Below are 18,585 nucleotides of genomic sequence, written 5' to 3'. Positions count from 1 at the left end.
TATGAACATCGTCATCACCGGGTCACTGGGCAACATCGGGAAGCCACTAACCGAAGATTTAATAAGCAGGGGCCACGCGGTCACGGTCATTAGCAGCAGTCCCGACAAACAAGCCGCCATCGGGGCTTTGGGGGCAACAGCCGCCATCGGTACCGTTGAAGACGTTCAATTCCTGACCGATACATTCAGCGGGGCTGATGCGGTGTTCTGTTTGGTCCCCCCCGACGCCTATTTTAAGGCAAACATTGACCCCGTGACGTACTACCGGCAGGTCGGCACCGCGTATGCCGACGCGATCCGGCAGGCGGACGTTCGGCGGGTGGTTCACCTCAGCAGCGTGGGGGCGCACCTGGGTTCGGGGTCGGGGCTGCTGATTGGGCATCACGTCGTCGAGAACATTCTGGGCGAACTGCCGGATATATCGCTGACCCACCTCCGGCCGGGTGCCTTTTACGTCAACTTAACCAGCTTCATACCGGGCATCAAAAAGCAGGGCGGCATTTCGGCCAATTACGGTGGTTCCGATAACGTACCCTGGTCGTCGCCGGTCGATATTGCCGGGGCCGTTGCCGAAGCTCTCGAAACGCCCTCCGAGGGCCGGGATATCCGGTACGTTGCCAGCGACGAAGCCACCTGCGACACCATCGCGGGCCTGTTGGGCAACGCCATCGGCCAGCCCGACCTGACCTGGACCGTGATTCCCGACGAGCAGATGCAGAGCCGCTTAGAAACCGTTGGGATGCCCACCGGAGCCGCCAAAGGGCTGGTCGAGATGAATGCCAGTATGCACAACGGCAGCTACGCCTACGATTATTACCAACACCGCCCCGCCCGGATGGGTACGGTTAAGTTGGCCGATTTTGCGCGGGGATTTGCCGCCCTGTACACCGCTTAAAACCAACTGGAAACCATGAAAAACGTACTGATAACGGGTGCCAACAAAGGAATTGGGCTGGAAACGGCCCGGCAATTAGCGCAGGCCGGGTACTACGTGTACGTGGGCAGCCGCGATAAGGAAAAGGGGCTGAAGGCGGTAAACGAGCTAACTGAAGCGGGCCTGACTACGGTGGAACTGCTGGAAATAGATGTCTCCAGCATTGAGTCGATCAAGCAGGCGGTGGCTACGCTGGAATCAAAAATTAAGGTGTTGGATGTGTTGATTAACAATGCGGGTGTCACCGGCGAGCAGCCTCAGACTATCTCGACGGTCGATGTCAATGAGATACGCAAGGTACTGGAAACCAACTACCTCGGCCCGATACAAACCACTCAGCAATGCCTCGGTCTGTTAAGGAACGCCGATCAGCCGGTCATCATTAACATCTCCAGCGAAGTTGGTTCGCTGACCATGCACACCAGCCCGGATCGGAACCCGAATTGGGCTAATTTTCCGGTGTATGGTTCGTCTAAAACCATCCTCAACGCCTTCACGGTGATGTTGTCCAATGAATTCAAGGAAACGAAATTCAGGATCAACAGCGTAACGCCGGGCTACACGGCCACCGACTTTAACCAGCATCAGGGCACTAAATCGGTGGAGCAGGGGGCCAAAGTGATCGTGGACGTTGTGCTGGCCGACGGAACAAGCGGGAAATTCCTGGCCGAGCAGGGCGAAGTACCCTGGTAGGATTTGGTTTTAGCCCCGCTTATCTGCCGCATAAATCCGGCAGATAAGCGGGGCGTTTTAAGGCATCTACTTAACACCGCGCAATTCAACCTGCCGTGTTTTTTCGACTGATTCGGCGGTTAGAAAGATGGATCGGTCTCTCAGGAAAGCCGAGATCCAAATCACCACCAAAAACACTGCTGCCACCAATGCCGAGCCGTGCGAGAGTTCCGTGGCCAACGCCCCCGAAAAGTAGGCCGTCAGCAGCAGAAAGCCGATTTTACGGGTGGCGGGTAACAGGTACAGCAGCGTAAACCCAATTTCCAGCAGACCCAGTGGGATAAGATAGGCGGCCACGCCCATGTTCGTTAGCGTCTCAACAACCGGGGGCTGCCCGGTCAGCTTGCCGATGCCGCTGAGAATGACCATACCGGCTGCCAGAGCCGTGAACACAAGCATGAGCATGCGATTGACGGAAGTTTTCATAACTGGTTTTTTTTAAAATGAAGAGATGATAATTGAGAAAACGGGGCTTGCCGGGTACGTTAGCTGATGATCGGAAGGGCTTTCGCTTCGGAGATACCGGCGGCATACTGGCGTTCTAAAGCCTCAGAAACGGCAAGCGAATCTTCGTAAACGGTCATCTCCGTGATCTTGCCCCACTGAATCCGCACAAAGTGAACCCCGTGATTGGCGTAACGGCTCCCGTCTTTCAGGCCCGCCGTGGCGTGCCAGCGGGCAATCACCAGCGTGTCATTTGGCCAGCCCCGCACCAGTACGTCGTCAATCTCGATGTGCAGGTCGGGCAACAGCCGTCCCACCCGCTCGAACCACAACTTGGTGGCGGCCTGGTCGTGGCGAATACCGCCGAGGGCATGGTTGCCGGAGAACGTATGGGTAATGTTCAGGGCCAGGCCCTTTGACGCTTCGGCGTATTGGTGTTGATTAATCAGCCCGAAGGCCTCCTTGATCTTTCCTTTAATAATGGCGTTATACATGGTCTGAGCGTGTTTTGTGATTATTTCACTTTCGCTGAGACAAAGGTCGTGCATGCTGCGGGGGCTGACCTGACACAAATGTGACAATCGTTACAGGCCCATGATTTTTTTGCGAATCCGGCTCAGCGACTGGCGTTCGATGCCTATGTAAGACGACAGATGGGTGAGCGAAATGCGGTTGAAGAGGGCGGGGTTTTGCTGAATAAAATCGAGGTAGCGTTTTTCCGCGCCGTCGAACTGAAAGCTTTCGATCCGTCGTTGCTGAACCTTAAAGACTTCTTCGGTTACTAACCGACCGTAACGTTCCAGTCCCGGATACTGTTGATACCCCTGCTGGATGTGCTGGTAGGAAAACGTCAGCAGGGTGGTAGGCTCTAAGCACTGAAAAGAGTATTTGCTGGGGCTTTGCGTAATGAATGAATAATAATCGGTGGCGTAATCGCCTTGTGCAGAAAATTGAATCGTAATGTCTTCGCCTTTTTCATTGACGTAATAAATTCGCAGCAAGCCTTCGTTCACAAAGCCTAAGCGGTGATCTTTCTGACCGGCCTGCACAAAGAAGTCGTGCGCGGCAACCGATTCTAAGCGAGCACCCGTTCGGAGGTAGTTCCATTCCTCGTCGGTGCATTGGGAATTAAGTCCCCGAACGGCATTTTCCAAACGGCTGAAGTCGGGTTGAATTGGCTGTTCCATCGTGGGCTGCTTGCTTAGTATAATTTTGGTTGACTATTAGATAACTCGCTGATATGCAAGAAGTAAAGGAATTACTGAACCAGATGAATTACCATGCTCAAGTACCCATCATGGTAAACGAAAATTGTGCCATCGCCCTGCCGGAGGCTATTTGGAAAAAGCTGCTGCAACCCCACAAACTGGCTTATTATTATTTTATATTTTTGGATCGGGGGTCAGAAACCGTTCAGGTCGATTTGCAGGACATCACCATTTCCGATAGCCAGTTAGTGTTTGGGGTGCCCAATCAAATCTTCGCGCATCCTTCCCCCAATAAAGATAGTCAACAGTATAAAATCGGATTCGATGAAAACACCCTGGCGATGCTTCCGCACACTTACCCGTTTCTGGTCAATCCGTTGAGCGTAAACACAATTACGTTCGAGCCGGAAGCAAAAGGGCGGGTAAAGGCGGTGCTGTCCATGTTATTTCAACTGCTGCATTCGCCCGGAAAGCAGAAGAAGGCAGACATCATTCTGGCGCATCTGAACGCGCTGTTGACCGAGTTCAACAGTGCTTACTTCGGGGATCGTGAGCAGCCTTCCCCATCAAACTCCAAGCTGTCAAAATATGTTGCCTTTACCTTAGCCGTGGAAACGCACCTGACCGAGCAGCATACGGTACACACCATTGCCGACGAATTGGCGATGACCCCGAATGGTCTCTACGGTCTTGTGAAGGAGTTTTCGGGCCTTTCGCCCAAAGAATGGATGACCAACCGTCTGATTCAGGAAGCCCAGCGGAAGCTGCACTACGCCACACCGTCGGTCAAAGAATTGGCTTATGATCTGGGCTTCAATGACCCGGCTTATTTTTCGCGGCTCTTCAAAAAGCGAACCGGCAAGAGTGTCAGTGCCTTTCTCGGCGACCGCCACGATTTGTCCGGCAAATGAGTTGATTTGTCCACGTCAGTTGGTTTCGGAGGAGCGACTTTTGCCTTGTTCTAAAACAGCGAGCAAAATGAAGTCAGCATTAGTAACCGGAGCCAACAAAGGCATTGGTCTGGAAGTCGCGAGACAACTCGCGCAACAGGGATTTTTCGTTTATCTGGGTTGCCGTAACCTGGAAAATGGTTTAGCCGCAGCGCAAAAACTCAACGCCGACGGCATTAACCAGGTCGAAGCCATCCAATTAGACGTTACCGATTCCGAATCGGTTTGGGCGGCCCGTGCCGTCATCGGTGAAAAAACGTCGGTGTTGGACGTGCTGGTCAACAACGCCGGCATTTCGGGCGGAATCCCCCAGTCGGCCCTCGACGCAACAATTGACCAGTTTCAGGAAGTCTACGAGACCAATCTGTTCGGGGTGGTCCGGGTTACGCAGGCGTTTATTGATTTGCTGAAACAGTCCGATGAACCACGCATCGTAAACGTGACCTCATCAATGGGATCGCTCAGCTTGGCGGCTGGCCCCGCCAGTGGCGACTACCACAACCAACTGTCGGTCTACCAATCCAGCAAATCGGCCCTCAATATGTACACGATCAGTCTGGCTTATGCGCTTCGTGATACCCCGTTCAGAGTCAACGCAGTTTGTCCCGGATACACCCAAACCGACTTCACCAACCACCAGGGCACCAGCACGGTGGAGCAGGCTGGGCAACGGATCGCCAAATACGCACTGATCGACCAGAACGGGCCAACCGGCAAATTCATCAGCGAAGAGTACTTTCCCGAACCGGCCAGTTGCCCCTGGTAATGTTGAAAATCCACGAGGTATAAGCCTGTGGATTCCTGACAAATGAGTCCGTTCAAACCCTCATACCAGTCTAACCGACCAGTGTGAGGGTTTTGGTTTGTAGAGATACCTTAACTACTTGATAGCGTTGGGCTTCTCAACTCATCTCGCAAGACCTTCTTCTCGTGAGACTAAACAGATATCTTACGATTGGCTGTACACAAACAGGAATAGCCTGGTGTTGCTTCGGCGGTCATTGCGACCGTCTGTAATCTGGCTTAGCACAATGTTACTTAGATATTTGTATCTAATTCTGTAGTTCTTGTACGTCGTTGCCAACGGCGATCCCCAACCTTTGTTCCGTCAGTTAACCAGCGGTACATCGCTGGTTAACTGACAGACTAATTCTCGTTGCCTGCCCTCCATCAAGGTTGCGGGTGTGCCAATTGAGCAGAAAGTGCAACGGGTTCATTAAGTGCTTTGCCTGCACCGCAACGAGTAAGACCACCCACCGAACAACTCATCGAATGGACTGACCCGGCTTTGTTTACGGCTGGCGACTGTTTCCATTGTTGCCTGACTCCCCGGACGTGTCCCGTCCCGGAGACGGCATAACAGTACCAGTAAGTACTTCATTTTCTCAACGTTAACCCCGCATTGTCGGCAAAACAGCTTCATCATGGCAGACAACACGCAACAACCGAAACTGACCGAAGACGAGCAGCGACTGTTGGATCAGTTCATGGCGGCAGCACCGACTGAACTGTCGGATTTCGGTCGGCGACGGCGCGATTTTCTCAAGATGATCTCGGTCGCTACGGGCGGGGTGCTGGTCGGGCCGCTGCTGGGTGCGGAAGCCCTCGCCGAACCAGCCGCTACGGAAACCTACGCGGCCAGCCTGGAAAACACCGTCAGCGTCGGCTTCTCGGTCAACGGCACCGCCCGCTCGGTGGCCGTCGATTCGCGCATGACGCTGCTTGATACCCTGCGGGAACGGCTCGACCTGACCGGCTCCAAAAAGGGCTGCGACCACGGTCAGTGCGGGTCCTGTACGGTGCTCATCGGCGGGCGACGGGTGCTGTCCTGCCTGACGATGGCCGCCACCTGCGAGGGCAAAGCCGTGACCACGATTGAAGGGATTGCCAATGGCACCAACCTACACCCCATACAGGCGGCTTTCATCAAACACGACGGCTACCAGTGCGGCTACTGCACGCCCGGCCAAATCTGCGCGGCCATCGCCCTGATGGACGAAGCCAAACGGGGCGATGTCAGCTACGTTACGGCGGACGTGCGCACTCCGGCCCGGCCCCTGGAACTCTCCGACGAGGAGATTCGGGAGCGGATGTCGGGCAACATCTGCCGGTGCGCGGCCTACAACGGCATCGTGGACGCTATCCGCGAAGTACACACGGGCCGGGAGGTGGTGCAGGTCTGGCAGTTTCCCGATGGCCGACAGACGCCCGCAGGCCAGTAGCCAATCGTACTTAACCCAACCAATCCAGCAGCAACGTTATGAGACCGTATACCTATTCCAGAGCGACCAACGCCGACTCGGCCACTCAATCGGCCACGGCTGACCCCACCGTAAAATTTCTGGCGGGGGGCACCAACATCGTCGATCTGATGAAAGAAGACGTGGAACGGCCAACCGCCCTCATCGACATCACCAACCTCCCGCTCACCGACATCCGCGCCATCACCAGCGGACCCAATCAGGGGGGCGTTTCGCTGGGTAGTCTGGGCGTAAACTCCGATGCGGCCAACCACCCCCTGATCCGGCAAAACTACCCCATGCTGACCCAGGCCACCTTAGCCGGTGCGTCGGTCCAGATTCGCAACATGGCCACCAACGGCGGCAACCTCAACCAGCGCACCCGCTGCCCGTACTTTTATGAGGTCTCGATGCCCTGCAATAAACGGATGCCCGGCAGCGGTTGCTCGGCTTTGGGGGGCGAAAACCGGCTCCACGCCATCTTCGGCTGGTCGGAGCAGTGCGTGGCGGTCTACCCCTCCGACATGGCCATTGCCTTAGCCGCCCTCGACGCGGTGGTCGTCGTGCGCAATGCCGCCGGTGCCACCCGCTCGATCCCTTTTAACGATTACCACCGGCTCCCCGGCGACACACCCCAACTCGACAACAACTTGGCCGTGGGGGAGTTGATCACGGCCATCGAACTGCCGCCCAGCCGCTTAGCCGACAAGTCGTACTACCTCAAAGTGCGGGACCGGTCCAGCTACGCCTTCGCCCTGATGTCGGTGGCGGCTGGATTAGAAACAGATGGGGGGAATACCATCCAACAGGCGCGGCTGGCAATGGGCGGGGTATCGCACAAGCCGTGGCGGGCCTTCGAGGCCGAGCGGTTTTTAGTGGGTAAAGTGGCCAACGAAACCAACTTCAGGCAGGCGGCAGAGGCCGAAATGCGCTTAGCCCGACCGCTGGAGCACAACGGCTTCAAAGTGGAGTTAGGCAGGCGAATCATCACCCGTGCGCTGATGCAGGCCTTCACCGGCGCGTAAGTTTTCTCAACGTTTATTTTCCAGACGACTTTTACATGGCACTCATTGGCAAACCCATCGACCGCATCGACGGACGACTCAAAGTGACCGGCGCGGCCCGGTACACCGCCGAATTTAAACCCGAGAACCTGGTTTACGGGTTTGCCGTCCGGTCCACCATTGCCAAAGGCACCATCCGGGATTTTAACCTCGAAGCCGCCGAACGGAGCGGGGGTGTACTCTCGATTCTGACCTACCGCAATGCCCCCCGGCTGCGCCCCCTCAATCCGATGGTCAGAACCGGCGGTGGCCTCGCTGATTTCATCCCGCCTTTGCAGGATAATCGAATCCATTATTTCGGGCAGTACATCGGCCTTGTGATCGCCGAAACCTACGAACAGGCGCGGGCCGCAGCCAACCTCGTCACCGTTTCCTACAACCGGGAAGAACCGGCCATCGACTTAGAGAAGGAGCTACCCAACGCAAACACGCCCGAAATCAACTCGGCGGGGGGACTCTCGCAGGTCAATATCGGTCAGGCCGCGCCCCTGCTCGCTGCCGCGCCGGTCCGAATCGAGCATGAATACGTGACCTCGAACGAGAATCACCAACCGATGGAGTCGCACGCGACCATTGCCATCTGGCAGGGCACCGACAAACTTACCCTCTACGACTCGACGCAGAACGTAAACGGTGTACAGGGTACTACGGCGTATATGCTTGGTCTGGCCCCGGAAGACGTGCTGGTCCTGTCGTATTACGTCGGCGGGGCTTTTGGCAGTAAAGGACTGCAATTCAGCAACATTATCCTGACGGCGATAGCGGCACGGGTCGTTAACCGACCCGTGAAATTTGTGCTGACCCGGCAGATGATGCAGACCAACACTGGCCGCCGACCCGAGACGATTCAAACCGTGAGTCTGGGCAGCGACCGGGCCGGGAATCTCAGCGTGATGCGGCACCATAGCGACTCGTACCGGAACCTGTCGACGTACTTCGAGAACACCGGCTCCCAGAGCCAGATTCTGTACAAAGCACCGGTTCACGAGATCAGCTACACCATCACGACGCTCAACATCGGCCCGCCCCTCTATATGCGGGCACCGGGTGAAGCACCGGGTACGTTCGCGCTCGAATCGGCGATGGACGAACTGGCGTATGAACTGAACATGGACCCGCTGGCCCTGCGGGTGCAAAACCACACCGCCATCAACCAAGTGTCGAAGTTGCCGTTTTCGAGCGAACACCTGTTAGAGTGTTACTCGGTTGGGGCCGAGAAAATTGGCTGGTCCAACCGTAATCCGGTGCCCGGTCAGGTGCGCAACGGTCGCTGGTTGGTGGGCTACGGGATGGCCTCCGCGACGTACCCGGGCGTTCGCCGGTCAGCCGCCGTTCGGGTGCAAATGATGCCCGACGGCTCGATCAAGGTGATGAGTGCAACCCACGACATGGGGACGGGTACGTACACCATTATGGCACAAACGGCGGGCGATGCCCTGGGCCTGCCTATGGAGAAAATTACGGTGCTCCTTGGCGATTCAAGCTTGCCGCCCGCGCCCGCTTCCGTTGGTTCGGTATCAGCCGCCAGCGTCACGTCGGGCGTTTACGAGACCTGTAACATCCTGCGTTCCCAGTTGCTGGACATCGCCCTTGCCGATCGGGGATCTCGGCTGGCGGGTCGTAAGCCGGAAGATATTTCTTTCGCCGACGGTCGGTTTTTCCTGAAAACAGACCCTTCGGTGAGCGACACCTACGCCGATATCGTGCGTCGCAGCAACCGGCCAATGCTGGATGTCTGCACCCTGTCGATGCCCGCAGCCGGTCCCGGTCAGGGGCCACCGAGTTCATCGTGTCCCCTCGCTCCTTATGATCTGGACCAGAATAACGATGCCAACCGGTACTCGTTTCAGGCCTTCGGGGCGCAGTTCGTCGAAGTGTGGGTGGACCCCGATCTGGGCATCGTGCGGGTCAAACGGGTGGTGAGCGTGCATGACATCGGGCAGGTGATGAACGAAAAAACGGCAGCTTCGCAGATCCGTGGCAGCGTTGTTTTCGGCATTGGTTCGGCCCTGATGGAAGAAACGGCCTACGACATGCGCTACGCCAACCCGGTCACCCGGACGCTGGGCGATTACCACGTGCCGGTGCATTTAGATATTCCCCCGATTGACGTGCACTTTATCGGCAAGCCCGACTTCCGTCTCTCGCCCATCGGAGCCAAAGGGGGCGGGGAGATCGGCGTAGTAGGTGTGAATGCGGCCATTGCCAATGCGGTCTTCAACGCCACCGGCAAGCGCATCCGCGAACTACCCCTGACGCCCGACAAACTGCTGTAATCGCCTGGCTCACGTAAAAAGTTGTGTTTGTGTTTTTTGTGCGTAAGTGTTTGCTCATCAGCATAACTGAAATACTAAAACACCGCATCGGCGGCCCGGCTCAACACTTATACACATCATCTTAGTCAACGTCTTATGAAAACGCTCTTTTTACGCATTCGTAGCGGGCGGCTGGTGCTGCTCCTGGGCCTTTTTCTTCTGATCGTGCCGGGCATCCGGGCGCAGTCGGTTTTTATCAATGAGTTAACCTACGACAGCAACCGGCTCCTCAATGGCCGATTCCAGCCCGTCCTGCCCAACTTGGTCGAGATCGCCGGACCAGCCGGTACGAACCTCACCAACTGGCGGCTGATTCTCTACGGCAGTGATGTTCCGGTCGGCAGGGGTACGCCGAATCGGGGGCGGGTATACGACACAATCGCTGTTTCGGGCCTGATTCAGAACCAGCAGAACGGCTATGGTACGCTGGCCTTCTCGCTACCCCCCGCCACGCTCCAGACGGCCCCTGGCAGTGGCATTGCACTGATCAACGCGTCGGGCACCGTCGCGCAATTAGTGAGTTACGGCAGTTCGCTGACGGCGGTTAACGGGCCAGCCGCCGGGATGGTAGCGCAGGTCATTCCTCGGGTTCACAGTGCCACCAACGGCACCCAATCCCTGCAACTACAGGGCCGGGGGGCGCGCTACACCGATTTTACGTGGTCCGAACTGGCTACCTACTCGCCGGGCCGCGTCAACGCGGGCTTGCCAAACACCCCGCAGGTATTCGTTCTGCCCACGACCGTCGAGCTTTCGGTCAGTGCCATGACCGTCAGGGAAGGCGGTGCCGACAGTCTGGTGGTGGCCACCGTCACGGCATCGGCTCCTGTAGTTGGCGATCAGTCCGTTCGGCTCCGGGGATCGGGTACAAACATCACCGGCGATGATTATCGACTTCAGAATGCGACGATTACCATTCTCAGCGGAGCCACCTCCGGCTCGACGGTGGTTACCATCCGTAACGATGACATCGTGGAAGGGACGGATACCTTGCGGTTGACGATTGATGTACCCAACTCGTCGTTGGTGTTGGGAACCGCGACGACCCGGACGATTGCCATTCTCGATAACGATGCGGCACCGGGTCGCTTCGTCCTGACCGAGCCAACCTACAACTGCGCTACGGGAGCCATTACGCTCAACACCAGCGGGGGCGACGGCACGAGCATCATGTTTGATGTGCCGGGCGTTCAGCGGGCTTCCTCTACGGCCCGAAACGGGGTGGTAGAAGACGGCTTGCGGGGCGATCCGAAGGTGCTCGTTATCACGGCCACGCAGTCGGGCGTGACGGTGCGCTACGCCTTTGATTTTGCCGCTTTTTGCGCCCAGCCCAGCCCACCCGCATCCGCAACGACCGCATCAACGGGCTGTGGCAGTCCGGTAAACACCCTCGGCCAGCCACTGACCCTGCTGATACCGGTGTACGACTGCGCTACGGGCGTTATCCGGTTCTACACGACGGGGGGGAACAGTTCACCCATCACCTTCGCAGCCGCCGGTATCACCCCCCCGACGACCAACTGCATCGAAACCCTTGACCCCGGCAACCGCGACAACGACACCTACACCATTACAGCCTCGCAGAACGGCGTCACCTCGACCATTGTCTGGACGCGTCCCTGCCGCAGCTTGCGTCGGGCCGCCGAAGAACCCGTCAATACCCCCCTGACCGTAACATTGCTGGGCAACCCGGTCACTGGCGATGCCGTCCGGTTTGAGGTCCGGGGGGCGGAGGGTCAGTTTTTGGAAACTAATCTTATCGATAGTCAGGGCCGTTCAATCAGTAAAGCCACCATCAATCAGCCCGGTCGTGTTGAGCAGCAAACCCTGCAGCTGAACCGACCGGCGGGTACGTACTTGTTGCAGGTCAAAACCGCCCGGCAGCGCAGCACCGTTAAGGTGCTGAAGGAATAACCGTAGCCGGGTTCTCTGCCAATCGGCAACCCGTTACTATCTGTTCAACAAACGCTTATGAATCAGGACGTAACAGCCGCGCTGCAAACCGGCGACCTCGCGCCAAATGCTACATTACCCGATGGTTCTCAACTCGCCGAATTGCGCGGCAGGCCAGTTATCTTGGCGTTTGCGCCGGTCGAGTGGAATCCGGCTTACGCCTACCAGAGTGAAATCTTTGCGCGTTTGTCGCAGGCATTAGGTGCTCAGGCAACCTTTGTCGATACGGCTGCCGACGATTGGCATTCGCTCGACTGCCGCAGTGAACTGGCCCGTCAGTTTGGCGTGGCTGGGCAGCGGGCCTTGGTTCTGCTTGACGAGTACAGCGTCCTCCGGTGGAAAATCAGGGTTGAAACGGGTCAGGACATCCGGCCGGGCGAGGTGCTGGCGGCTCTGGAGTCGCTTAAAACACCGGCTGTGTTGCCACATGCCCTGAGCTTCATTCGCCGATGTGGGGTGCACCTGGGAAAGTAACCGCTACCGGCTCCGCGTCAGTCTGAACGACATAGCCAGCGGAGGTCACCAGGCTGTAATATGGCATCTATCAGCGCCCTCGTAGGGTTTGAAGCCTAAAAACGATGCATCAATTCACCTCACTTTCAACCTTGTTGCCTGTCGTCTTCGCTGCCATGACCGCCACCGCGCTACAGGCCAACGCTCAACCCGTTACCGGTTCAGGTGAGCACATCGCCATTCCCGGTGCGCGGTCGATTGACCACGCCGGGTTCGCCGTCCGCGATCTTGAACAGGCCATTACCTTTTTTACCGACGTGTTGGGGGCCGCCGTGCTGTGGCGTTCCGCTCCCTTCAGTGCCGACGGACTCAGCCCCAAAGCACCCGCCGGTCTCAACGCCGATCCGCGCGCGGCCACACGACTGGTCATGCTTCGGCTGGGTCCCAACCTGAATGTCGAACTGATCGAGTATCGCCCCGGTGCGCCACCGGTCATGCCGTTGAGCAGTGGCCTGAACGTGGGTCACTTCGCCTTCGACGTGGACGACATCAACGTGGCGGGTGCATACCTGAAAGCCAAAAACGTACTGTTGCTGGAAGGGCCGCGCCACAACACCGAAGGGCCAAATACCGGACAGGATAGCTGGTTCTTCCTGACTCCCTGGGGAATGGCAGTCGAGCTGATCCACCGACTGGCCCGTATGCCCTACGACTGTAACACGGCCGCCCGCCTGTTCAAGGCGTCCGCCCAACCCGAATCAGCAATGACCCCTGTCACCGGGCAAGCCACGTTTTCAGTCATGGACGAGGAGAAAAAAATCCTCAGGCTCGAAAACGACCGGGTGCAGGCCATGATCGGGCGGGACTACGCTACGCTGGAACGGCTGATGGCCCCCGAATGCGTTAACGTGGAAAGTAACGGCACGGTACGAACTACCGCTGAATTTATGGCCAGCTTCCGAGCGGAGAAAACCACCTTCGATACTTTTGTTATTGACGAAAACCGGGTGCGATCTTACGGAAACTCAGCCGTGGTCACGGGCCAGTATCACAACGTCCTTAGCATCGACGTTCGGCCTCAACCCGTCAAATACACCGGGCATACCCGCGTTTGGGCGAAGCAGACGGATGGTAACTGGCAGATTGTATCGCACCAGGCGACCGAAATGCCGGTAACCAAGTGATCTCTGGTAGGGCGTGACCTGAGCAATGTTTACCTTGATAATCAGCCTGCTAACTTTTTCTGATAATCTTCACCTCAAACTATCATCATTTAGTCAGCGTCAAAAACCAGAAATTTGCAGATAGTGTTATAGAGTAAATCCATTGACGCGCGACCATGAAAATCCCCAAAAAATACCTGAGTCGGCAGGCTGAGATTACGCAATCGTTTCTACGGGTGATGAACGAACACATGGACGATTTCATGGCTGGCCGGGTGCAGGAAATGGCGCCCCTCCGCGAGATTGCCGATGTCATGTGCCTCCATCCGGTTCATATCAGCAATGTCATCAAGCTGGATACGGGCTTTCACCCCTGCCACTTCTACGAGCTTCGGATTGCCCGCGAAGCCAAACAATTGCTGGCTGATTCGGACTTATCTATAGGCGAGGTAGCCAGTCGGCTGACCTACGATACGTCCAATTTTACCAAATTCTTTAAAGCCTACGTGGGCATGACCCCATCGGAATACCGGAAGCAACTGAGTAGCCAACTTGTTAACCCTCAATCTGTTGCTGTTAGTGAACCACAACTGACGATGGTTGCCTGATTGAGGAAGCGCCGATTAATTTTTGACAAAAGGCAGGTCGATTTCCATCGACCTGCCTTTTTTATTCGTCCCCCGCTAACTCCTTAACAACAACCCGCTTTCAACGGCTTAGGTCGGATGCTCAATACTTAAATACTAACCAATAGTCCTTAAATACTCACCACAGCCAGGGTACCCCTTGTCCCGACCTTTGTCCCGTTGACAAACGATAACGATGACAATGGAAAACGAGACAACAGAACGAGTACAGGCCTTGACGACGGAAGAGCGCCAGGCCATCGAAACATTTTACAGTGCCTGGAAGCTGCACCAGCCCGAACTACTCGACCAGGTATGCACCCCCGATTGGCAGGATATTCCGCTCGCTCCCGGACAGGTAGACGGCCCGCAGGGACTGCAGGACATCATGACCGGTTTTATAGCCGCGTTTCCTGACGTGGAAGTTGTCATTCACGAGTTCTACGGCACCCACGAACGCGCCGGGGTACGGGCCGAAATCACGTTCACCAATCAGCACGATGTACCGGGTGTTTCAACGACTGGCCAGCGGGTATCAATTATCCTGCACGAGTTTCATTACCTGAAGGCCGGTAAGTTGACCCACACGTGGCATCTGGAAGAAGGCTCCTTTATGCCCTACGCCATTTTCTCCACCAAATAAATCACTTTTTTCATCGGGCGAATTTCCGAATCAGGTAACTGACTATCAGGTCGATAACCCCCGATTGACACAAAAACACAATGAAAAACTCCATAAAAACCGCCGTCGTCACCGGCATCAGCAGTGGCATCGGCCTGGCACTGACCAAAAAACTCCTGGCCGAAGGCTATCAGGTCATCGGCACGTCCCGAACCGGCACGGTGGATGGACTTGACCATCCGAACGTACAGATAATCCCGTTGGAGGTGACCAACGAAGACAGTGTACAGCAGGCCGTGAGCCGGATTGCTGAACTGACCGATGGCATTGATTTGCTTGTGAATAACGCCGGTGCCGCCCCCGACGTGTTTGCAGTGACCCCCGACATGGGAGCTTTCACCCAAACGCTGGCGACCAACATTACCGGTACTGTGTTTCTGACCGAGCCGTTACTGACCTACCTGAACGACGGGGCACAGGTGATTTTCATCTCCAGCAACATGGGCCTGCCCCGCAACGCTGCTCCCAACGGACCGGGGTATCGGCTCTCCAAAGCCGCGATCAACATGTACGCGGCCATGCTCGCCACGCGCCTGGACGAACGTCGTATCCGGGTAACGCCCATGCACCCCGGCTGGGTACAAACCAAAATGGGTGGTGACCAGGCCACCTTAACGCCGGAGCAAGCGGCCAACGGGCTGTATCAGGGCATCGTGACCAACACCGAAAGCGGTAAGTTCTGGAATGCTGCAATTGGCGAAGTAGAAGCGTTTTGATGAACCTACTCAATTCATAATCAGGCAGTCATGTACACTGAATTAACCGGTAAGGTGGCCTTAATCACCGGCGCTACCAAAGGAATTGGCCGGGGCATTGCCGAGAAATATGCCTCCTTAGGTATCAGACTCGTCCTCAACTATTCGGCCGACGAGCTTGCCGCCACCGAGACGGCCAAGGCAATCGAACAATTCGGGATGGACTATTTGCTCCTCAAAGCCGATGTGTCGAGCCGGGTTGCGATTGAAAAAATGTACAGCGACGCGCTTGCGCATTTTGGCCGGTTGGATATCGTGGTCGCCAACGCCGGGGTCGAGTTGATTGAAACGCCGGTTTTAGCGTCCACCGAAGCTGACTTCGACAAGGTGTTCGGGCTAAACGTGAAGGGGACGTTTTTTGTGCTTCAGCAGGCGGCCCGACACGTGGCCGACGGGGGGCGGATTATCTTGATTTCGTCCACGATGAGCATCCATCCCGATCCGGGAGCCGCTATTTACGCAGCCAGCAAGGCAGGACCAAAACTGTTCGTGGAGGTGTTGGCGAAAGAACTGGGTGCGCGGCAAATTACGGTCAATTCCATCATGCCGGGCATCATCGACAATGCCGGGGTGATCACGAATCAGCCCGCCGACGTGAAAAAGCAGATGATGGCGGGCAGTCCGTTCAACCGACTGGGCAGCGTGGCCGATGTGGGTAACGTAGCCGCTTTTCTGGCCTCAAACGAAGGCAGTTTTATTCACGGACAGCACCTCGCGGTGAATGGCGGGTCTATTTATTAATTGTCAGGACTTACGCCGTTGCTAGCTGTCGGCTGATGGGTAGGTGAACAGCGATGGCGTAAGTTCTAACTTTTCAACGGAAAATAATGGCAAAACGAGCAAACAGATACCGTCTGACGCTGGAACCGCTGCTGGCCAGCGGAGAGGAATCGGAATCCCTGCGGCTGGAGTTTGAGAACCATGATGACGTGTTCAATATCATCCGTCGTTTGCGGGAAAAGGACCCATTTCACGACGTGCAACAGGCAACTGAGTTTGCCATCGGCATAAAGCTGTTCAGCGAGGTAATGATTAAAAATCGGACTCATCCGCTTTTTGACGAACTGCTACCCGCCTTCCGGATTTTTATGGAAAAGTTGAAACGATAACCAACCGATGCTCATGTCCCGAAGGCAGACCGTATGAAAGATTTCCTGCGGCAACCGGCTGCTACCGTAGCCGCCTGGTCGTACACCCGTGCAGGTACAAAACCGAATCGACTGGTATTGATACGTTGCCTCTGGGAAGCCGTTTTGCGTCACACCAGTCGCCTGATTGCGGATTCAGTCACCGCTATCAGGCGACCGGTGTGACGTCAGGCTTTCTGTGGTGATGTTGCCCAGTCGTGGTCGCGCAGGTACGGCTCGAAGCCGGTCAGTTCGTGAAAATCACGCGTCAGTTCCGGCAGATTGGCACTATAACCGGCCTCCTCGAACCAGCGGAACATAATGGTATTTTCTTCCCCTGTTTGCTCTTTGAAGGCATCGAACGAAGTCTGCTGGTAATCGACGTTTCGGCCCAGCACACGGCTGAAGGTGGCCGCCGTTTCCGTCATAGTCAGCTCCACGCTGGCCAACTCCCGTTCCTGGTTCAGAAAATCGCCGGGCCGCTCGAACACATCAGCCACCATCATTCCATAATCGTCTTCGGAAAGCTGCTGGAGCTTCGTATCGGGACTGAGCGGCAGCGAAAGCGTACCACCCTCGATCATGGGCCGCATGGCGTCGTAATTGAAGAAGAAGAACACCGGCCGCATAATGGTGTAGGGCAGGCCACTGGCCCGGACGTAATCCTCCACCTGAAACTTGCTGTCGAAGTGCGGGATGCCGGTTTGCCGTTCGGCACTCCCCACCGAACTGTACACGAAATGCCCGATGCCAGCCGCTTTGGCCGCGTCGACAACCGCCTTGCCCTGCTTAATTTCGACGTCCATCCCGTCTTGGATGCCCTGCATCGAAAAAACGCCGTAGCATCCCTGCATCGCCTGACGGAGGGAATTGGGGTCGTTGAGATCACCAACTACCAGTTCGGCACCCGCTTGCCGTAGGGCCTGCGCGAGGGGTTTGCTTTCCTCCCCGTCACGCACCAGCCCGCGCACGGCGAATTTTTTCCGTTGCAGGAGCTGATGAGCTATGGCATTACCCTGATGACCTGTTGCACCGGTGACAAGAATTACTTGTGTTGTTTCCATTTTTTTGTGTGTATGTTGAGTTAGTCGTTTTCGACCATAAACGGGCTGATTTAAGCCCGTTTATACATTATTTTTTGGTAAAAAAACGGGACCTGCCTGGTTCAGATAAACGAACGCCCGCCGTCGACGTTGAGCGTTTGACCGGTCATGAAGGCCGATTCGTCCGACGATAAAAACAGCACCGTTCCCACGAGGTCCTCAGCCGTCTGGCGTCGCTTCAGGGCACCCATCTTGGCAACCATGTCGATCATCCCCTCCGGAAACTCCTTTATGGCAGCCTCGGTAGCCACCACGCCCGGCGTAACGGCATTGGCGGTGATGTTGTATTGCCCCAGGGCGTTGGCCAACGCCCGAGTGAAACCAATGACGCCCGCTTTGGACGCCACGTAGGGTACCTGCTCGCCCGGCCCCGCGAAAATGCTGCCCGAACTGATGTTGACGATGCGCCCTGCTTTGCTTTCTTTCAGCAGGGGCAGCAGGGCTTTGGTGATCAGAAACTGACTGTCGAGGTTGATGGCCATCGTCGTGCGCCATTCCTCGTAGGTAGTTTCCTCAAACGGCTTGAAGGGAAATTTGCCCGCATTGTTGATGATGACATCAACCCGTCCCCATGTCTTCTTCACCTGATCGGCCATCTGCTGACAGCTTTCTTCCTTACTGACGTCGACCTGAATGGGCAGCAGTTCCCCGGACCCGCCCACCTCGCCCACTAATTTATCCAGCCCCTCGACCGAATAATCAACCGCGCAGACCCGCGCTCCTTCCGCCAGAAAGCGTTGCGTAAACGCTTTTCCGATGCCACCGGCGGCACCCGTAATGACGACTGATTTACCTGAAAGATTCATAACGTTGTTTTTTTATTGGTTGTAAATACG

At 56.3% G+C, this 18,585-nt stretch carries 20 protein-coding genes; 15 read left to right on the top strand and 5 right to left on the bottom strand.

From position 1 onward, the window contains the following. Position 1: 1 nt before the first annotated feature. The gene (locus tag ACYVHB_RS10205; RefSeq protein ID WP_461051617.1) at positions 2-895 is read left to right on the top strand and encodes an NmrA family NAD(P)-binding protein; all 894 of its coding nucleotides are present in this window, start codon (positions 2-4) and stop codon (positions 893-895) included. Between the two features lie 15 nt (positions 896-910). Next, entirely contained in the window at positions 911-1,627 is a 717-nt protein-coding gene (locus tag ACYVHB_RS10200; RefSeq protein WP_461051616.1) for an SDR family NAD(P)-dependent oxidoreductase, read from the top strand. Between the two features lie 66 nt (positions 1,628-1,693). On the opposite strand, the gene ACYVHB_RS10195 is transcribed toward ACYVHB_RS10200, so the two are convergent. The 3 genes from ACYVHB_RS10195 to ACYVHB_RS10185 all read right to left on the bottom strand — a co-directional run bounded on the left by ACYVHB_RS10195 (position 1,694) and on the right by ACYVHB_RS10185 (position 3,297). Next, entirely contained in the window at positions 1,694-2,092 is a 399-nt protein-coding gene (locus ACYVHB_RS10195) for a DoxX family protein (RefSeq protein ID WP_461051615.1), read from the bottom strand. 59 nt (positions 2,093-2,151) lie between these two features. Next, positions 2,152-2,604: a nuclear transport factor 2 family protein gene (locus tag ACYVHB_RS10190; RefSeq protein ID WP_461051614.1), complete on the bottom strand. Its 453-nt coding sequence runs from the start codon at positions 2,602-2,604 to the stop codon at positions 2,152-2,154. A 90-nt stretch (positions 2,605-2,694) separates the two neighbouring features. After that, positions 2,695-3,297, bottom strand: a complete 603-nt coding sequence (locus ACYVHB_RS10185; RefSeq protein WP_461051613.1) for a Crp/Fnr family transcriptional regulator — start codon at positions 3,295-3,297, stop codon at positions 2,695-2,697. A 110-nt stretch (positions 3,298-3,407) separates the two neighbouring features. Here ACYVHB_RS10185 and ACYVHB_RS10180 point away from each other — a divergent pair, with 110 nt between their 5' ends. From ACYVHB_RS10180 to ACYVHB_RS10120, 13 genes are all read left to right on the top strand, one after another. Beyond that, complete coding sequence (locus ACYVHB_RS10180) at positions 3,408-4,229, top strand: helix-turn-helix domain-containing protein (protein ID WP_461051612.1); 822 nt, start codon at positions 3,408-3,410, stop codon at positions 4,227-4,229. Between the two features lie 67 nt (positions 4,230-4,296). Then, positions 4,297-5,034 carry an SDR family oxidoreductase gene (locus ACYVHB_RS10175; RefSeq protein WP_461051611.1) on the top strand — a complete coding sequence of 246 codons (738 nt, stop codon included), beginning with the start codon at positions 4,297-4,299 and terminating at the stop codon, positions 5,032-5,034. Between the two features lie 658 nt (positions 5,035-5,692). Next, a complete protein-coding gene (locus ACYVHB_RS10170) occupies positions 5,693-6,490 on the top strand; it encodes a 2Fe-2S iron-sulfur cluster-binding protein (protein ID WP_461051610.1) in 798 nt (265 codons plus the stop codon). Between the two features lie 38 nt (positions 6,491-6,528). Then, positions 6,529-7,533: an FAD binding domain-containing protein gene (locus tag ACYVHB_RS10165; protein WP_461051609.1), complete on the top strand. Its 1,005-nt coding sequence runs from the start codon at positions 6,529-6,531 to the stop codon at positions 7,531-7,533. Positions 7,534-7,568: 35 nt separating this feature from the next. Then, positions 7,569-9,848: a xanthine dehydrogenase family protein molybdopterin-binding subunit gene (locus tag ACYVHB_RS10160; protein ID WP_461051608.1), complete on the top strand. Its 2,280-nt coding sequence runs from the start codon at positions 7,569-7,571 to the stop codon at positions 9,846-9,848. 135 nt (positions 9,849-9,983) lie between these two features. After that, on the top strand, positions 9,984-11,801 hold the full coding sequence (locus tag ACYVHB_RS10155) for a T9SS type A sorting domain-containing protein (RefSeq protein WP_461051607.1): 1,818 nt from the start codon (positions 9,984-9,986) through the stop codon (positions 11,799-11,801). A 57-nt stretch (positions 11,802-11,858) separates the two neighbouring features. Next, positions 11,859-12,314 carry a thioredoxin domain-containing protein gene (locus ACYVHB_RS10150; protein WP_461051606.1) on the top strand — a complete coding sequence of 152 codons (456 nt, stop codon included), beginning with the start codon at positions 11,859-11,861 and terminating at the stop codon, positions 12,312-12,314. 104 nt (positions 12,315-12,418) lie between these two features. Then, the gene (locus ACYVHB_RS10145; RefSeq protein WP_461051605.1) at positions 12,419-13,477 is read left to right on the top strand and encodes a DUF4440 domain-containing protein; all 1,059 of its coding nucleotides are present in this window, start codon (positions 12,419-12,421) and stop codon (positions 13,475-13,477) included. A gap of 155 nt (positions 13,478-13,632) precedes the next feature. After that, a complete protein-coding gene (locus ACYVHB_RS10140; RefSeq protein ID WP_461051604.1) occupies positions 13,633-14,064 on the top strand; it encodes a helix-turn-helix domain-containing protein in 432 nt (143 codons plus the stop codon). A 220-nt stretch (positions 14,065-14,284) separates the two neighbouring features. Then, the gene (locus ACYVHB_RS10135) at positions 14,285-14,725 is read left to right on the top strand and encodes an ester cyclase (RefSeq protein ID WP_461051603.1); all 441 of its coding nucleotides are present in this window, start codon (positions 14,285-14,287) and stop codon (positions 14,723-14,725) included. An 80-nt stretch (positions 14,726-14,805) separates the two neighbouring features. Further along, positions 14,806-15,480: an SDR family NAD(P)-dependent oxidoreductase gene (locus ACYVHB_RS10130; protein ID WP_461051602.1), complete on the top strand. Its 675-nt coding sequence runs from the start codon at positions 14,806-14,808 to the stop codon at positions 15,478-15,480. Positions 15,481-15,510: 30 nt separating this feature from the next. Continuing rightward, positions 15,511-16,260 carry an SDR family oxidoreductase gene (locus ACYVHB_RS10125; RefSeq protein WP_461051601.1) on the top strand — a complete coding sequence of 250 codons (750 nt, stop codon included), beginning with the start codon at positions 15,511-15,513 and terminating at the stop codon, positions 16,258-16,260. 86 nt (positions 16,261-16,346) lie between these two features. Beyond that, positions 16,347-16,628: a DUF3861 domain-containing protein gene (locus tag ACYVHB_RS10120; RefSeq protein WP_461051600.1), complete on the top strand. Its 282-nt coding sequence runs from the start codon at positions 16,347-16,349 to the stop codon at positions 16,626-16,628. 206 nt (positions 16,629-16,834) lie between these two features. On the opposite strand, the gene ACYVHB_RS10115 is transcribed toward ACYVHB_RS10120, so the two are convergent. Continuing rightward, positions 16,835-17,710 (bottom strand): NmrA/HSCARG family protein, encoded by an 876-nt coding sequence (locus ACYVHB_RS10115; RefSeq protein ID WP_461051599.1) that lies wholly within the window; start codon positions 17,708-17,710, stop codon positions 16,835-16,837. A gap of 101 nt (positions 17,711-17,811) precedes the next feature. Beyond that, positions 17,812-18,555: an SDR family NAD(P)-dependent oxidoreductase gene (locus tag ACYVHB_RS10110; protein ID WP_461051598.1), complete on the bottom strand. Its 744-nt coding sequence runs from the start codon at positions 18,553-18,555 to the stop codon at positions 17,812-17,814. Positions 18,556-18,585 lie beyond the last annotated feature (30 nt).

The sequence above is a fragment of the Spirosoma arcticum genome, assembly GCF_054779955.1.
This window is presented reverse-complemented; position numbering and strand designations above follow the sequence as displayed.

Excerpts from the sequence above, each read along its gene's own strand:
- ACYVHB_RS10120 (WP_461051600.1), top strand. The coding sequence starts at position 16,347 with ATGGCAAAACGAGCAAACAGATACCGTCTGACGCTGGAACCGCTGCTG.
- ACYVHB_RS10140 (WP_461051604.1), top strand. The coding sequence starts at position 13,633 with ATGAAAATCCCCAAAAAATACCTGAGTCGGCAGGCTGAGATTACGCAA.
- ACYVHB_RS10205 (WP_461051617.1), top strand. The coding sequence starts at position 2 with ATGAACATCGTCATCACCGGGTCACTGGGCAACATCGGGAAGCCACTA.
- ACYVHB_RS10195 (WP_461051615.1), bottom strand. The coding sequence starts at position 2,092 with ATGAAAACTTCCGTCAATCGCATGCTCATGCTTGTGTTCACGGCTCTG.
- ACYVHB_RS10190 (WP_461051614.1), bottom strand. The coding sequence starts at position 2,604 with ATGTATAACGCCATTATTAAAGGAAAGATCAAGGAGGCCTTCGGGCTG.
- ACYVHB_RS10175 (WP_461051611.1), top strand. The coding sequence starts at position 4,297 with ATGAAGTCAGCATTAGTAACCGGAGCCAACAAAGGCATTGGTCTGGAA.
- ACYVHB_RS10145 (WP_461051605.1), top strand. The coding sequence starts at position 12,419 with ATGCATCAATTCACCTCACTTTCAACCTTGTTGCCTGTCGTCTTCGCT.
- ACYVHB_RS10125 (WP_461051601.1), top strand. The coding sequence starts at position 15,511 with ATGTACACTGAATTAACCGGTAAGGTGGCCTTAATCACCGGCGCTACC.
- ACYVHB_RS10160 (WP_461051608.1), top strand. The coding sequence starts at position 7,569 with ATGGCACTCATTGGCAAACCCATCGACCGCATCGACGGACGACTCAAA.
- ACYVHB_RS10170 (WP_461051610.1), top strand. The coding sequence starts at position 5,693 with ATGGCAGACAACACGCAACAACCGAAACTGACCGAAGACGAGCAGCGA.
- ACYVHB_RS10130 (WP_461051602.1), top strand. The coding sequence starts at position 14,806 with ATGAAAAACTCCATAAAAACCGCCGTCGTCACCGGCATCAGCAGTGGC.
- ACYVHB_RS10200 (WP_461051616.1), top strand. The coding sequence starts at position 911 with ATGAAAAACGTACTGATAACGGGTGCCAACAAAGGAATTGGGCTGGAA.
- ACYVHB_RS10155 (WP_461051607.1), top strand. The coding sequence starts at position 9,984 with ATGAAAACGCTCTTTTTACGCATTCGTAGCGGGCGGCTGGTGCTGCTC.
- ACYVHB_RS10135 (WP_461051603.1), top strand. The coding sequence starts at position 14,285 with ATGGAAAACGAGACAACAGAACGAGTACAGGCCTTGACGACGGAAGAG.
- ACYVHB_RS10165 (WP_461051609.1), top strand. The coding sequence starts at position 6,529 with ATGAGACCGTATACCTATTCCAGAGCGACCAACGCCGACTCGGCCACT.
- ACYVHB_RS10150 (WP_461051606.1), top strand. The coding sequence starts at position 11,859 with ATGAATCAGGACGTAACAGCCGCGCTGCAAACCGGCGACCTCGCGCCA.
- ACYVHB_RS10180 (WP_461051612.1), top strand. The coding sequence starts at position 3,408 with ATGGTAAACGAAAATTGTGCCATCGCCCTGCCGGAGGCTATTTGGAAA.
- ACYVHB_RS10185 (WP_461051613.1), bottom strand. The coding sequence starts at position 3,297 with ATGGAACAGCCAATTCAACCCGACTTCAGCCGTTTGGAAAATGCCGTT.
- ACYVHB_RS10115 (WP_461051599.1), bottom strand. The coding sequence starts at position 17,710 with ATGGAAACAACACAAGTAATTCTTGTCACCGGTGCAACAGGTCATCAG.
- ACYVHB_RS10110 (WP_461051598.1), bottom strand. The coding sequence starts at position 18,555 with ATGAATCTTTCAGGTAAATCAGTCGTCATTACGGGTGCCGCCGGTGGC.